General features: G+C 75.4%; 10 protein-coding genes. 5 read left to right on the forward strand and 5 right to left on the reverse strand.

The window, feature by feature from the left end; genetic code table 11:
* Positions 1–105: 105 nt before the first annotated feature.
* Positions 106–1,197 (forward strand): nucleotide exchange factor GrpE, encoded by a 1,092-nt coding sequence (locus tag ABD823_RS23990; protein WP_344863245.1) that lies wholly within the window; start codon positions 106–108, stop codon positions 1,195–1,197.
* A gap of 89 nt (positions 1,198–1,286) precedes the next feature.
* On the opposite strand, the gene ABD823_RS23995 is transcribed toward ABD823_RS23990, so the two are convergent.
* A complete protein-coding gene (locus ABD823_RS23995) occupies positions 1,287–1,820 on the reverse strand; it encodes an RNA polymerase sigma factor (RefSeq protein ID WP_344863247.1) in 534 nt (177 codons plus the stop codon).
* 215 nt (positions 1,821–2,035) lie between these two features.
* Here ABD823_RS23995 and ABD823_RS24000 point away from each other — a divergent pair, with 215 nt between their 5' ends.
* From ABD823_RS24000 to ABD823_RS24010, 3 genes are read left to right on the forward strand one after another with little or no spacing between them, the layout of a single operon-like run.
* Positions 2,036–2,308, forward strand: a complete 273-nt coding sequence (locus tag ABD823_RS24000; protein ID WP_344863249.1) for a hypothetical protein — start codon at positions 2,036–2,038, stop codon at positions 2,306–2,308.
* Positions 2,305–4,155 carry a dynamin family protein gene (locus ABD823_RS24005; protein WP_344863251.1) on the forward strand — a complete coding sequence of 617 codons (1,851 nt, stop codon included), beginning with the start codon at positions 2,305–2,307 and terminating at the stop codon, positions 4,153–4,155. Before ABD823_RS24000 ends, ABD823_RS24005 begins: the two co-directional genes overlap by 4 nt.
* Positions 4,152–6,098 carry a dynamin family protein gene (locus tag ABD823_RS24010; protein ID WP_344863253.1) on the forward strand — a complete coding sequence of 649 codons (1,947 nt, stop codon included), beginning with the start codon at positions 4,152–4,154 and terminating at the stop codon, positions 6,096–6,098. The genes ABD823_RS24005 and ABD823_RS24010 overlap by 4 nt, the downstream gene beginning before the upstream one ends.
* Before the next feature lie 176 nt (positions 6,099–6,274).
* Here the strand turns inward: ABD823_RS24010 and ABD823_RS24015 are convergent, their stop codons facing one another.
* The 3 genes from ABD823_RS24015 to ABD823_RS24025 all read right to left on the reverse strand — a co-directional run bounded on the left by ABD823_RS24015 (position 6,275) and on the right by ABD823_RS24025 (position 11,036).
* Entirely contained in the window at positions 6,275–8,893 is a 2,619-nt protein-coding gene (locus tag ABD823_RS24015; RefSeq protein ID WP_344863255.1) for an Hsp70 family protein, read from the reverse strand.
* Between the two features lie 215 nt (positions 8,894–9,108).
* On the reverse strand, positions 9,109–10,041 hold the full coding sequence (locus ABD823_RS24020) for a hypothetical protein (RefSeq protein ID WP_344863257.1): 933 nt from the start codon (positions 10,039–10,041) through the stop codon (positions 9,109–9,111).
* A gap of 38 nt (positions 10,042–10,079) precedes the next feature.
* Positions 10,080–11,036, reverse strand: coding sequence for a S66 peptidase family protein (locus tag ABD823_RS24025; RefSeq protein ID WP_344863259.1), 957 nt, complete (start codon positions 11,034–11,036; stop codon positions 10,080–10,082).
* Positions 11,037–11,067: 31 nt separating this feature from the next.
* On the opposite strand from ABD823_RS24025, the gene ABD823_RS24030 reads away from it, so the two are divergent.
* Complete coding sequence (locus ABD823_RS24030; RefSeq protein ID WP_344863261.1) at positions 11,068–11,949, forward strand: sulfotransferase family protein; 882 nt, start codon at positions 11,068–11,070, stop codon at positions 11,947–11,949.
* Positions 11,950–12,063: 114 nt separating this feature from the next.
* Here ABD823_RS24030 and ABD823_RS24035 read toward each other — a convergent pair whose 3' ends face one another.
* The gene (locus ABD823_RS24035) at positions 12,064–13,938 is read right to left on the reverse strand and encodes an ABC transporter ATP-binding protein (protein ID WP_425566652.1); all 1,875 of its coding nucleotides are present in this window, start codon (positions 13,936–13,938) and stop codon (positions 12,064–12,066) included.
* Positions 13,939–13,970: the final 32 nt, after the last annotated feature.

The following is a 13,970-nucleotide window of genomic DNA, read 5'->3' on the forward strand; positions in this document are numbered from 1 at the left end:
CCCCCCCCCCCCCCCCCCCCCCCCCCCCCCCCCGCCCCCCCCCCCCCCCCCCCGGGGGGGGACGGGCGGGCTCCGGGAGACACGGACCGCCGACGAAAGGCGATCATGAAAAACCCACGTGCGCTCTTCGCCATGCTGCTCCTGGCCGCCATGGCCCTGACCGGCTGCGCCCGGCCGGCGGCCGGCCCCGGTGAGGAGCCCGCGGGTTCCGGCGGCGGGGTGGCCACCGGCTCCGACGGGGCCGCCGCCGCCTCTCCGCCGTCGAGGATCGGCCGCGGAGTCCCTGACGCCGACCCGTCGCTGCGGGCTCCGGAGCCCGGACAGGGCCCCGGCGTGCCCGCGCCCCGGGGCGGCTCCGGTGAGACGGGGCCGGTCGACGGGCTCGGCCTGCCGCTGCCGGTGCTGCTCGTGCTGGGCGCGGGGATCCTCCTCCTGGCCGCGGCCGTCGCGCTCTACCTGTGGCGGCGGGACCGGGGCCCCGCGCCCGCCGCCGCGGCCCCCTGGCAGGGCGGTCCCGGACCGGCGCCCGCCGTGCCCCCTACAGGTCCCATCCCCTCCGCGGCCGTGCCTCCCACCGGGCCCATCCCGCCCGGAGCCGTACCCGCGACCTCCCCCGTACCCCCCACCGGACCCATCTCCCCCGCCGCCATGCCCGCCACCGGGCCCATCCCGCCCGGAGCCGTACCCGCTCCGCCGGCACCCGCCGGACCGCCCGCGGCCGGCGTCTCCCCGGTGCCCCCGGCATCTCCGGCGCCCCCGTCTCCGGAGGCGTCCGGGGCCGACCCGCTGGCCGACGCCCTGGCCGAGGTCGCCCGGAGCGGGATCAGCTCCGCACTCGCCCAGCGGGTGGAGCGCCTGTTCGCCGACGGCCATCCGGGGCGGCAGGCGCTCATCGACGCCTGCATCGACTGCCGGGACCAGGTCGAGGAGCGTCACCCCCACCTGTCCGGCCTGCTGCTGGACGGGCTGAACCGGGCGGGCGTCCGGGAGATCGTCGCCGACGGGGAGCGTTTCGACCCCCGTCGGCACGAGGCGTTCGGCACGGAGCCGACCGACCGGCCGGAGCTGCACGACACGGTCGCCGAGACCGTCAAGCGGGGGTACGCCGACGGTGACCACGTCATCCGGGTGCCGCAGGTGGCCGTCTACCGGCACGGGCCGGCCGCGGGCGGGACGACGGGGGTGGTGGCCCCGTGAATCCCACGACGGACCCCACGGCGGACCCCGCGGCGGACCCGGCGACGAGTGGTCCCGCGGCGGCTCCCACGGGCCGCGCGGCGCGCCGCTCAGACCTCGGCGAGCTCGGCCTGCAGCCGCTTCCTGGCGCGGTGGATCCACACCCGCACCGTGTTGAGCGGCACTCCGAGCGCGGACGCCGTCTGCTCGTAGGTGAGCCCTCCCGCCCACAGCAGGAGCGCCTCCCGGTGGGACTCCGGCAGCACGGTCAGCGCCCGGCGCAGGTCGGACATCTCCGCGACGGTGTCCTCGAAGGGGCCGGCCACCGCCGTCTCCTCCTCCACCTCGGAGAAGAGCACCCCTCCGGGGGAACGGCGCCGGATCACCGCCCGGGACGCGTTGCGCGCGATGGCGAGCACCCAGACCCGGAACGGCGCCCGGCCCGCGAAGGCGCCCAGGCCCTTCCACGCCGCCAGTTGCGTATCCTGCAGCGCGTCGAGCGCGTCGGCGCGGTTGCCGGTCAGGTGGTAGCAGACCCCGAAGGCCTGGCGCTGCGCCGTCGACCACAGCGCGGCGAAGGCGGCCTCGTCACCCGCCCGCGCCGCGGACAGGAGAAGACTCTCGTCCTCTGCGATATCGCTCAACGACCCGCTCGTCATCGGTCACGCTCTCTCCCGAGTTGTAATCCGACCAATGACACCACGCCGCACGATTGCCCGGTATGAGGTAGCTCGCCATGATATTGGACCGTAACAATACGGAAGCCGGTTCAGCCGGAAACGAGTCGGACGACTTCGCTGAGCTGCGTCGATTCCTCTTCGGGTCCGTCCCGGAGCCGACCGGGGAAGAGAGCCGGAACATGTTCGCGCGGACGTTCTCCGCCGAGGACGCCGACCTGTCCCTGCTGCCCGAGCCGGACGCGTTCGACCACGTCCCCGAGGACGGCCCGGCACCGGACGACGCCGGCTCCGGGCCCTTCGGCGCCGACGGCACGGACGGCGCGCAGGACCCCTGGGAGTCCTCCGGCGCCGACGGTGACCCGTACACGCCGGACGGCGACCACGGCGACCACGGCGACCACGGTGGCCATGACGACCACGAGGACTGGGACGTCTTCGGCGGTGACGTGTGACGCCCTCCCCCACCGAGCTCCTCCGCAGGCTGTGCGACACCACCGCGGCCAAGCTCGCCGGGGCGCAGCTGCGCGAGCGCGTCGCGCACGTGCGCGCCGGCCTCGACGCGCCGCTGCGGATCGCCGTGGCGGGCGCGGTCAGCAGCGGGAAGTCCACTCTGGTGAACGCGCTGCTGGGACTGCCGGTCGCCCCGGTGGACGCGGGCGAGTGCACCTTCGTCGTCACCCAGTACGAGTACGGCGCCGACGACGGGCTCATCACGATCGAGCTGACCGACGGCACCACGGCCCGCTCCCGGCTGCTGCCCGGCCACCGGCTCCCCTCCGAGCTCGGCGTCGAGGTGTCCCGGATCCGGCGCCTGCGCGTCTCGCTCAACCTGCCGTCTCTGCGCACGGTCACCATCATCGACACCCCCGGCATGAACACGGTGACGGCCGTCAACGAGCAGGCCGCCCGGAGCATGCTGTTCGGTTCCGGGGAGGAGGACGACCGGGCGCAGGCCATGATCTACGTCCTGCGGTACGTCCAGAAGTTCGACGACACCACCCTCGCCGAGTTCCGCGCGCTGACCGGCGCGTCCGGCATGAGCTGCGTCAACACCCTCGCCGTGCTCGGCCAGGTCGACCGGCGCGGCGACGAGGAGGACCCCTGGCCGACCGCCCGGCGGCTGGCCGCCCAGGGCTACGCCGACCTGCGCACCGCCGTCTTCGACGTGGTCCCGGTGATCGGCCTGCTGGCCGAGACCGCGCGGGCCCGCCCGCTGGACGCCGAGGAGTTCAAGGCCCTGTCGGCGCTGGCCGGCATGGACCCGGACGACCTGGAGGACTACCTCCTCGACCTGGAGGACTTCCGTACCGCGCCCGACCTGCCGGTCCCCGCCGAGGTGCGGCACCGCCTGGTGGAGCGGCTGCACCGCTACGGCATCCGCGCCGCGGCGGACGCGCTGCGCCGGGGCGAGGCCGCCGACCCCGACACGCTCGCGGCCTGCCTGCTGCAGCGCTCGGGCTACGCCTCCGCGGGCAGGGCGGCGACCGGTTCGGTGGCGGCGGGCATCGCCCACTTCGCCCGCCGGGCCGACCAGCTGAAGGCGCTCGACGCCCTGACCCGGCTGCGCCGCATCGCCCGCACGCCCGCGCTCGGTTCGGACCGCGCCACCCTGGACGCGCTGGCCGCCCAGCTCGACGAGAACCGGCCGATCGCGGCCGCCCTCGGCGGCCTGCGGATCTTCTCCGCCGCCGAGGCGCTCGGCCGGGGCACGCTGGTGCTGAACGAGGAGATGACCGCCGAACTGCTCCGCCTGGCCCGCCACGACGACCCCGCCGGCCAGCTCGGCCTGCCCGCGGGCGCCACACCGCAGGAGATCGCCGCGGCGGCCACGGCGGCGTCGACGCGCTGGCGCGCGATCGCCATGATGAACGAGGGCCGCACCGCCGGGCACCGGGCCAGGGACGTGCTGACGGTCCTGGAGGACATGGTGACCGCGGCCCTGGACGGCGCCGCCTCCGGGCCCGCCGCGGGAGCCGGGGGCGCGGCACCGCTCCCGCCGGTCAGGGTGGACGCCGCCGCGGTGGAGACCCTGCGCACCTGCCCGCTGGTCCCGGCCGACGACCGGCGGGCGCTGGAGCTGCTGCTGACCGGGACCGAGCTGGCGGTCCAGCTCGGCGCGCCGCCCGGCAGCCCGCACGCCGAGATCGCCGGCTACGCCGCCGCGCTCGGCGCCCGCTTCCGCGTGCTGACCCACCGCCCGCTCTCGCTGCGGCAGCGGCGGGCCGCGGAGCGGATCTGCGACGTCTACGAGGAGATCTGGGCGCGCCACCACGGCGGCGCGCGAGAGGAGAGAGCATGACGACCCCCGACCCGAACAGCCCCGTGACCCGGTTGCTGCGCTACGCCAACGAGGTCCACGCGCTGGCGGGCCGGTGCGGCAGGAAGGACCTGGCGGAGGTGCTGGCCTCCTGCGCGGCGCGGTGGAAGGACGAGTGCACCGACATCGTGGTCGCCGGGGCGCAGAAACGCGGCAAGAGCCGCCTGCTCAACACGCTCGTGGGCCACCCCGACCTGCTCCCGGTCGACGCCGACGTCGCCACCGACTGCTTCCTGTCCGTACGGCGCGGCCCCCGCCTGACCGCCGTCGTGCACCGCAGCACCGACGCGGGCCCCGTCCAGACGCCGATCACCGTCGAGTCGATCCCCGACTACGCCTCGATGCGCGGGGACGCCGGCAGGCGGCGCGACGTCGTCAGCGTGGACATCACCCTCGACAACCCGCTCCTGGACGGCCTGCGGCTGCTCGACACCCCGGGCGTGGACAGTCTCACCGTGGGCCACCGGCAGGTGACCGTCGCCATGCTCCAGCGGGCCGACGCCCTGCTGTTCACGCTCAGCGCCCAGGACCAGCCGGTTCTCCGGCACGAGCTGGAGTTCCTGGCGGAGGCCGCCGAACGGGTCCAGGCGATCGCGTTCGTGCTGACCAAGGTGGAGGACTCCAACAACTGGCGGGCGCTGATGGAGGAGAACCAGGCGCGCCTGCGGACCTTCGTCGCCCAGGCCGTCGCGGAGAACCCCGCCCGGGCGGAGACGCTCGAGCCGCTGCTGACCGCCCCGTGGATCCCGGTGAGCGCCAAGCTCGCCGAGGCCGCCGCGGCCAAGCGGCGCGAGGGGCGGCAGGAGCGGGCGGACGCGCTGCGGGCGCGCAGCGGCATGGACGTGCTGGAGCGGCACCTGCGCGCCTTCGCCGAGGGCCGGGAGTTCGCCCGGGGCGCCACGGTGGTCTCCGCCGCGCTCTCGGTGCTGGAGTCGCTGGCGGCCACGGCGCAGGACGACGTCGCCGCCGGCTCCGACGACGAGGGCGACGCCGCGGCCCGGCTCGCCCAGGTGGAGGCCGATCTGGAGGGTCTCAACGAGCTGACCGCCCGCCGCCGGGCGGGCGCGGTGGCCAACACCTTCCTCGGCCGCGAGGTGGCGGGGATCGTGGCGGCCCGGGTGGCCGAGATCCGCCAGCCGTACGAGAACGCGATCACCGCGCTGAAGAAGCAGGACCAGGTCGACCGGTACATGGCGGAGCTGCCGATGAGCGTCCAGCGCTCGCTGGAGGCCGCCTGGTCGCAGATCGTCTACGACGTGGAGGTGCTGGCGCGGAACACGCTGGACGCCTTCGCCCGCGACCTCGGGCTGGACCCGGTCGCCTTCGCCGCCGACCGCGGCGCCATGCCCGTCCTCTCCCAGGTGGAGGTCAGGAAGGACGCCATGGCGGACGCGCCGGGCGAGGTGGACATGATCCGGGACGTGCTGCCCTCGGCCTCGATCGGCCTGTCCCTGGGCGGTTTCGCCGCGACCCTGCTCGGCCCGGTCGGTTTCATCCTGGTCGCCCCGGCCATCGGCGCCGCCATGTTCATGGGCCGGCGTTCCATGGAGAAGGTGCAGCGCAACCAGGCGGCCATCCGGACGGCGCTGCGCGACCAGTTCGCGGCGGTCTCCCGGGAGATGACGCTCGACCTGGAGCGCATGGTGGCGACCTGGCGGGTGAGCGTCGAGCAGGCGGCGGACGAGCACCTGATGCGGCGGCGCAAGGAGCTGGAGAGCAGGCGCGCCGAGCTGAAGGCCGCCTCCGCGCGCTCGGAGGCGGAGCGGAAGAAGGCGCGGGAGTCCGGGCAGGACCGGATCTCCGCGATCGGCACCCTCACCCGGCGCGGCCAGGAGCTGCGCAGGGAGCTCGCCACCGCGGTGGCGGCGCTGGGCGCGGGCCCGGCGTCCGCCCCGGCGGGCGCGGCGGCCCCCGCCGGCGGCTGACCCGGGATCCCGGCACGGGGATCCCGGCACGGGGATCCCGGCACGGGGATCCCGGCACGGGGCCGGGCCCGCGGGAGCGGGCCCGGCCCCGTCGTGTCCTCGGGCCCGCGCCTGCGGGCCCGCGCCGCACGCGGCCGGTACCGCCGGGGACCCGCGCAGCGCGGGGACGCGGTCGCTCAGAGCGGGAGGTGCACCAGGGTGGCGGGGTGGTCGCGGGTGACCGCGGCCCCGTCGGCCGGCCGGTGCAGGCAGAGCAGGCCCGTGGGGACCCGGACGACCGGCTCGAACGTGCCCGTCGTCCGGTGGACCTCCCGCGCGCCGTCCGGGGTGACGTGCACCAGCCGGCTCCGGCCGGCGTCCAGCATGGTCAGCCAGAGGGAGTCGCCGTCGGCCACCAGCCGCGGGCGCTCCCACCGGTACCGGGAGGTGAGGTGGCCGGCCAGGGTCGCCGACTTCTTGCCCATCAGGAACCGGAGCGTGCCGGACCGCTCGTCGAAGACGCTGACCGACCAGCCCCGGGCGGGGCTCACCTGGTCCGTGCCGACCGCGTAGATGTGCCCGCCCGCGGGGGCCCAGCGCAGCGCCCCGGCCGGCGGGCGCGGCGCGACCAGCACCGTCTGACCCGGGACGGTGTCCGCCTCCAGCCCCGCCGAGCTGGCGGTGAACCACCGGCCGTTGTGCAGGACGACCTGGTGGAGCCAGCTGCGGCCCGGCTCGCGCACGGTGGGGCGCACGATGCCGCCCGGGTCGACGAGGCAGAGCACCTGCCAGCGCTGGAAGTCCTGGTAGCGACCGGCGAACAGCGGCTGGCCCGTGCCGAACTGCCCCAGCACCACGGTGCAGCCCGCGGCGCCCACCGACAGGTCCGGCTCGGTGCCGCTGGGCGCGTCCTGGTCGAGCAGCCGGCGCAGCCGGTTGTCCTCGTTGACGAACCACTGCGCGTACGGGCCGAGGTCGCGGGCCAGGGGCTCCGGGACGTGGAAGGCGCCCAGGTCGAGCTCGATCAGCGACAGGTGGCCGGTCTCGCCCCACGGCAGGCCCACCGAGGCGTCGACCGGGACGGTCTGCCGGGGCTGGTAGAAGACCCAGGCGCTGCGGCCGTGCACCAGCACGTTCGGGGTGTCCCAGGTCTGCAGCGGGTGGGCGGAGCGCACCACCAGCTCGGGGGTGAGGGCGCGCACCAGCACCTGCGCCGGGCCGACCTGCTCCGCGGCGACGACGCCCTCGGCCGAGGCGCCCCACTCCACCAGCCTGCCGAAGTGCAGCTCGCGGTCGTGGCGGCCGCCCGTGCCGTCGAGCCTGCGCAGGAAGTGCCCGCCCTCGAACGCCTGGTGGACGAGGACCCGCCCGCCCGCCACGCGGGCCTCCAGCACGTTGTCCAGCACCTTCTCGATGCCCCTGACCACGGGGCCGTCCACGGCGGGCATGCCGCCCGTGGCGGCGGCCGGGTGTCCTGCGGCGGGCACGCCGCCGGGGCCGGGGACCACGGGGTACCCGCCGGTGGTGGAGCCCGCCGGGCCGCCGGAGGCACCGGGGACGGCATGGGGCGCGGGGGCACCGCCCGCCCCGGCGAACGCCTGGGGGCCGGCTCCCGGCCCCGCCGCGGGGGCGGCGACGGCCGGGTGGCTCCCGGTGGACACCACGGGCCGCCCGGCGGCCGCCCGCACGCCCCCTCCGGTCAGGTGGGGGCCGGTCATCCGGGCGGGGTCGCGGTGCTCGACCTTGAGCTTCCAGGCCAGCTGCGCGGCGCCGTACGCGACGACGATCTTCGGGTCGTCGTAGGTGCGCACCTTGTCCCCGAAGCGGTCGCGCACGGCCTGCTGGACCAGGGGCATCCGGCTGCCGCCGCCGGTCATGAACACCGCGGCCAGCTCGTCCGGCCCGAGCCCCGCCCGGCGGATCGTCTCCTCCAGGATGTCGACGGTCCTGGTGACCTCCTCACCGATGAGGCCCGACAGGTCGGCCCGGGTGATGTGCACGTCCTCGTTGACGCCGACCACGTAGTGGGAGGAGGTCTCGAACTTCGAGAGGGTCTCCTTGCCCTCCCGGGCCGTCTTGAGCAGGTCCGCGGCGTAGCTGACGTAGCGGCGCTCCGGGTTGGTGGTCACCTGCGTCCACCACTCGGGGTCGATGCGCTCCAGCTGCCCGCCGAAGAAGGCGAAGACCTGCTCGTCGAAGCCCTCGCCGCCGATCTCGTCGCTGCCTCCCGGCTCTCCCACGACCTTGAAGTCGCTGCCGTCGGTGGTGAGCACGGCCGCGTCGAAGGTGCCGCCGCCGAGGTCGTAGACGGCCAGGTGGGAGCCGCTCGGCACCCTTCCCGCGGAGGCGAAGTAGCGGGCGGAGGCGACCGGCTCGTCGACGAAGGCGATCCGCACGCCGCGCACGACCTTCTTGGCCGCCGCCAGCAGCACCGACTTGCGCTCGTTGTTCCAGGCCACCGGGTGGGTCAGCGCGATGCAGTCGGGGTCGGCCCCGTCGAACCGGCGCCGGCCCTCGCTGACGAACAGCTCCAGCAGCGTGGCCATGGCGTCGGTGACGTCCACCGGGACCCCGCCGAGCAGCATCCGGCCCCGGCCGACGTAGCGCTTGGGGTTGCGCTCGACCCGCTCGGGGTTGACGCCGATGCCGCGCTGGGCGATCCGGCCGGCCACCAGCGTCCCGTGCTCGTCGAGCATGACGGCGGAGGGAATGCGCCGCTCCCCTTCGACCTCCAGGACGTCGAAGCGGTCTTCGGCGGCTATCACCCCGGCGGAGAAACTCGTCCCGAGATCGACACCGAGGCACCACTGGGCCATTTCTCACTCCTCGTCAACGCAAACCCGATCATCCCGCGTCCACCGCTGCGGGCCCGGTCGGAACGGGCGCGCCGGGACCGATCCAGGCCGCACGGAAGGGTCATCGGACCGGGCGCGGAACAGAAATCATCTTCCTATGGTTTGTCGCAGCTTGGTGACGTTTGGTTGGGCTCAAGCGCATACGGTCTTCCGCGCGCCGCCCCGGCCGTCCGGCCTCAGCCGTCACCGGACCTGCCGCCGGGGCGTCCGGCCAGCGCGGCCAGGACGCGGGCGAACTCCCGCGGCGGGGCCACCACCAGGCGGGTCTGCCCGTCCTGCCTGACCAGGTCGGCCCTGATCAGGGAGAGGCGGCCCCCGTGCCACCAGTAGACCTGCGGGCTGACCGGGTCGGCCGCGTGCTCGAACTCCCGCTGGGCGAGCACGCGCAGCCGCTCGATCGCCTGGATCACGCCCAGGCCCTCGACCGGGTGGACGACCAGCGTCGCCGGGTCCGGCAGCACGACCAGCACGCCGTCGGCGGGCACGGGGAGGTAGTCGCCCAGGTGGCGCAGGTGCGCGGCGGCGCAGGCGGTCGGGCCGGTCAGCCGGCGGACCGTCACCCCGCCGAGGTCCTCCTCGGCGACCGCGAGCCGCTCGTCGGCGCGGGCGTTCTCGGCGGCGAGGTCCAGCGCCTGGGCGGCGGTGATCGGCCAGCAGCCGACCTCCTCGGGCCGGGCCGGCCGCCCGGCGGGGCCGTGCCCGATCGTGAGCACCTCGACCAGGTCGGCGGCCAGGTGGCGGCCGACCACCCGGGCCGGGCCCAGGTCGTCGTCGAGGAACAGGCGGGTCCGGAGCAGGGGGCCGATCTGGTCGAGGTCGCAGGCGTCCAGCGGTTCGTCGAGCGTGGCCAGCGTGTGGGCGAGGTGCTCGGAGACGAGCATCGGCCAGTCCTCGCGGGAGCGGCGGGCCGCCTCGGCGCGCAGGCCCGCCAGCCGTACGGTGACCGTGCGCGGGCCGGAGAGGGTGAGCGTGCCTCCACCGGGGGCGAAGGACCAGGTGTAGCCGAGGGAGTCGGCGACGAGCCCGAGCAGGGAGTCGAGGTCCACCTCTTCGACCGGACGCGGCTGCGTCTCGGCCCGCCGGTCACGGTGCCGCCGGAACAGCCTCACACGCGTTCCCCTCTGCCGGTGTCCTCTCGCTGATCCCCCTAGGGTGCCCCGTCACGATTGCGGATCGACCAGGTCAGGGAGCACGATTCGGCATCAATACCACCAAGCGCCCCCATAGGCACACTGAGCTGGGGCGTTCCGTGCCCCACCGGGAGCCCGGCGATCACCGGGACACCGAGCGGCGCGAGCCGCTCCTCCAGCACCGGGAAGGGGTCGCCGCACCCGGTCCACGAGCCGAGCGCGAAGCCCGCCGCCCCGTCCAGCGCGCCGCTCCGCAGCAGCTGGGTGAGCATCCGGTCGATCCGGTACGGCGCCTCGCCGACGTCCTCCAGCAGGACGATCGCCCCCTCGGCCCGCAGCCGGTACGGCGTGCCGCACAGCGCCGCCAGCAGCGAGAGGTTCCCCCCGGTGATCGGCCCGGCGGCGGTCCCGCCGGCGATCACCCGGTCCCCGGTGACGGGCGGCGCGTCGCCGAACAGCGCGGCCGTCAGGTGGGCCAGGGTGCGGGGCTCGGGACCGCCGGGACCGGCGAGCACCGCGCAGGCGGCCATGGGGCCGAACCAGGAGGCGGTGCCGAGCCGCACCGCCACCGCCCGGTGCAGGGCGGTGACGTCGCTGGAACCGAGCAGGAGCTTGGGCCCGGCCGCCCGCATGGCCTCCCAGTCGAGCAGGTCCAGGATCCGCATCGCGCCGTAGCCGCCCCGCGCGCACAGCACCGCCGCGACCGCCGGGTCGCACCAGGCCCGCTGCAGGTCGGCCGCCCGGTCGGCGTCGGACCCGGCCAGGTAGCGGTCGCGGTCGAGCACGTGGGCGCCGGTGACGGCCTTCAGTCCCAGTCCCTCCAGCACGGCGGTGCCGCGGGCCAGCAGCGCCGGGTCGACCGGGCCGGACGGGGCCACGACGGCCACCGTGTCACCGGGACGCAGGCGGGGCGGGAGCGGCGGGACCGCGACGGCGCCCTTCCCGGCGCGGCTGGGCGTGGCCGGTTCGTTCACCCCGCAAACGGTGCCACACTGGGGGTCAGATATGCGACCTCCGCCCCACATCCTCGTGGTCAACGGCATCAAGGTCCGCCGGCCGGTGTTCGTGCTCGCGGCTCCGCACTCCGGCGCGGACCTGCTCGGCCGCGCCCTCAAGCGCTCCCCCGGCTTCCACGTCACGATCGGCCGCGCCGCGGTGGCGCACGTCGTGTACGCCTTCGCCCGCCGTCCCTCGATCACCCGCCGGGGCCTGGGCGCCGTCCGCGTGCTCCGGGACGCCATGGCCGAGTCCTGGCAGATCCTGCCGGGGGCGTGCGGCGAGTGCCCGGCGGTCTGCCGGGAGGCCGGCGGCGTGACGGGCACGGGCCCGTGCGCGGCCGCCGGGGCCGTGGCGCGGTTCGGCGACGCCAGCCCCGACCTGCTCTACAGCGCGCCGGTGCTGCTCCAGGCATTCCCCGACGCCCGGTTCGTCCAGGTCATCCGGGACGGCCGCGACGTGGCCGCCGACATGATGGCCGACCCGGCGGCGCTGTCGTGGTTCAAGCCGGTCCGGGTGAGCGACGACACCGAGTTCCCCAACCCGTTCCTCGGCGTCAAGTCCGCCGAGCACATCGACCGCTGGAAGGCGATGCCCACGCCCGGCAAGTGCGCGCTGCGCTGGCGCGGCGCCGTGCGCCTGGCCGCCGAGCTCCACCGCGAGCTCCCCCGCGACCAGCTGCTGACGCTCCGCTACGAGGAGCTGGTCGCCTCCCCCGCCGAGACCGTGGAGACGCTCTCCCGCTTCCTGGAGACCCGCGTCTCCAAGGTCGCCCTGTACGGCAGGAACGTCCCGAAGGTCGGCGCCTGGCGCACCAGGCTCCGCCCCGACGACGCGGCGCTGGTGGAGAAGGTCGCCCGCGAGGAGCTCGCCCGCCTGGGCTACCGGTAGGCCCGGGCCCGCGGGCCTACCGGTAGCCCAGGCGGGCGGGCCGGCGCGGCTCCCCCCGCCCGCGCGCGGCCGGGCGGTCCGCGGGAGCGCCGGGCACCGGCCCGGCGGGGCCGCTCACGCCTGGGAGCTGAACTGGGTGCGGTAGAGCTCGGCGTAGACGCCGCCGGCGGCCAGCAGCTCCTCGTGACGGCCCCGCTCGGCGACCCGGCCGTCGGCGATCACCAGGATCTGGTCGGCGTCGCGGATCGTGGACAGGCGGTGCGCGATGACCAGTGAGGTCCGCCCGGCCAGTGCGCTCTTCAGCGCCTGCTGCACCGCGGCCTCCGATTCGGAGTCCAGGTGGGCGGTGGCCTCGTCCAGCACGACCACCCGGGGCGCCTTGAGCAGCAGCCGGGCCAGGGCCAGGCGCTGCTTCTCGCCGCCGGACAGGCGGTAGCCCCGGTCGCCCACCACGGTGTCCAGCCCCTCGGGCAGCGACTCGACCAGCTCGGCGATCTGCGCGGCGCGCAGGGCCTCCCAGATCTCCTCGTCCGTCGCGCCGGGCCGGGCGTAGCGCAGGTTGGCCCCGATGGTGTCGTGGAACAGGTGCGCGTCCTGCATGACGACGCCCACGGTCTCGCGCAGGGACTCCAGGGTGGCGTCGCGCACGTCCGTCCCGTTGATGCGGACCGCCCCCTCCTCCACGTCGTAGAGCCGGGAGACCAGCGAGGTGATCGTCGTCTTGCCCGCGCCCGAGGGGCCGACCAGCGCGACCAGCTCGCCGGGGCGGGCGGTGAAGGAGACGCCGCGCAGCACGTCGTGGCTCTGCCCGGTGTCGGGCCGGGCCACCGCCTCCAGCGAGGCCAGCGAGACCTCCGAGGCCGCCGGGTAGCGGAAGCGCACGTCGTCGAACTCGATCGTCGCGGGGCCCTCCAGGACGGGTCGCGCGCCGGGCTTGTCGGCCACCATGGGCTCCAGGTCGAGCACCTCGAAGACCCGGTCGAAGCTGACCAGCGCGGTCATCACGTCCACGTGCACGTTGGACAGGCTCGTCAGCGGGCCGTACAGGCGCATCAGGAGCGCGGTGAGCGCGACCAGCGTGCCGATCTCGAAGGCGCCGCCGACCGCCAGCACGCCGCCGACGCCGTAGACCAGCGCGGTGGCCAGCGAGGCGATCAGGCCGAGGGCGACCCGGAAGACCGTCCCGTACATGCCGACGGTGACGCCCACGTCGCGCACCCGGCCCGCCCGGACGGCGAAGGCGGCGGCCTCCTCGTCGGGGCGGCCGTACAGCTTGGCGACCATGGCGCCGGCGACGTTGAAGCGCTCGGTCATCATGGAGCTCATCTCGGCGTCGAGCTCCATCTGCTCGCGGGTGAGCCCGGACATCTTCCGCCCGACCCATCTGGCCGGGAAGAGGAAGACCGGCAGCAGCACCAGGGCCACGAGGGTGATCTGCCAGGACAGGGCGAGCATGGTGCCCAGCACCAGCACCAGCATGACCACGTTGGACACGACCGACGACAGGGTGCTGGTCAGCGCCCGCTGCGCGCCGATCACGTCGGTGTTCAGCCGGGAGACCAGGGCACCGGTCTGGGTCCGCATGAAGAACGCCACCGGCATGCGCTGCACGTGGTCGAAGACCTCGGTGCGCAGGTTGTAGATCAGTCCTTCCCCGACGCGGGCGGAGAACCAGCGCTGGGCCATGCCGAGCGCGGCGTCCAGCACCGCGAGCCCGGCGATGGCCAGGGCCAGGCCGACGACGAGGCCGGCGTCCCCGGCCTCGATGCCGTCGTCGATGATGGCCCGCATCAGCAGCGGGTTGACGACCACGATGACCGAGCCGAGCACGACCAGCGCGAGGAAGGCGGCGATCTGCCGGGAGAACGGCCTGGCGTACCGCACGATCCTGCGGACCGTGCCCGGGGCCAGCCGCTCCTTGGTCACCGACCTGTCGCGCCGGAGCGAGCGCATCGCCTGGGGCCCGAAGCCCCCGCCCATCATCACCACTGTGGCCTCCTCTCCCGAATCCGAGCGCCGGG

Origin of the sequence: Planomonospora alba, assembly GCF_039534085.1 — a bacterium.
Classification (GTDB): domain Bacteria; phylum Actinomycetota; class Actinomycetes; order Streptosporangiales; family Streptosporangiaceae; genus Planomonospora_B; species Planomonospora_B alba.

Bases quoted from the DNA above. Each gene is read 5' to 3' on its own strand.
- ABD823_RS23990 (WP_344863245.1), top strand. From the start codon at position 106: ATGAAAAACCCACGTGCGCTCTTCGCCATGCTGCTCCTGGCCGCCATG.
- ABD823_RS24000 (WP_344863249.1), top strand. From the start codon at position 2,036: ATGTTCGCGCGGACGTTCTCCGCCGAGGACGCCGACCTGTCCCTGCTG.
- ABD823_RS24010 (WP_344863253.1), top strand. From the start codon at position 4,152: ATGACGACCCCCGACCCGAACAGCCCCGTGACCCGGTTGCTGCGCTAC.
- ABD823_RS24015 (WP_344863255.1), bottom strand. From the start codon at position 8,893: ATGGCCCAGTGGTGCCTCGGTGTCGATCTCGGGACGAGTTTCTCCGCC.
- ABD823_RS24030 (WP_344863261.1), top strand. From the start codon at position 11,068: ATGCGACCTCCGCCCCACATCCTCGTGGTCAACGGCATCAAGGTCCGC.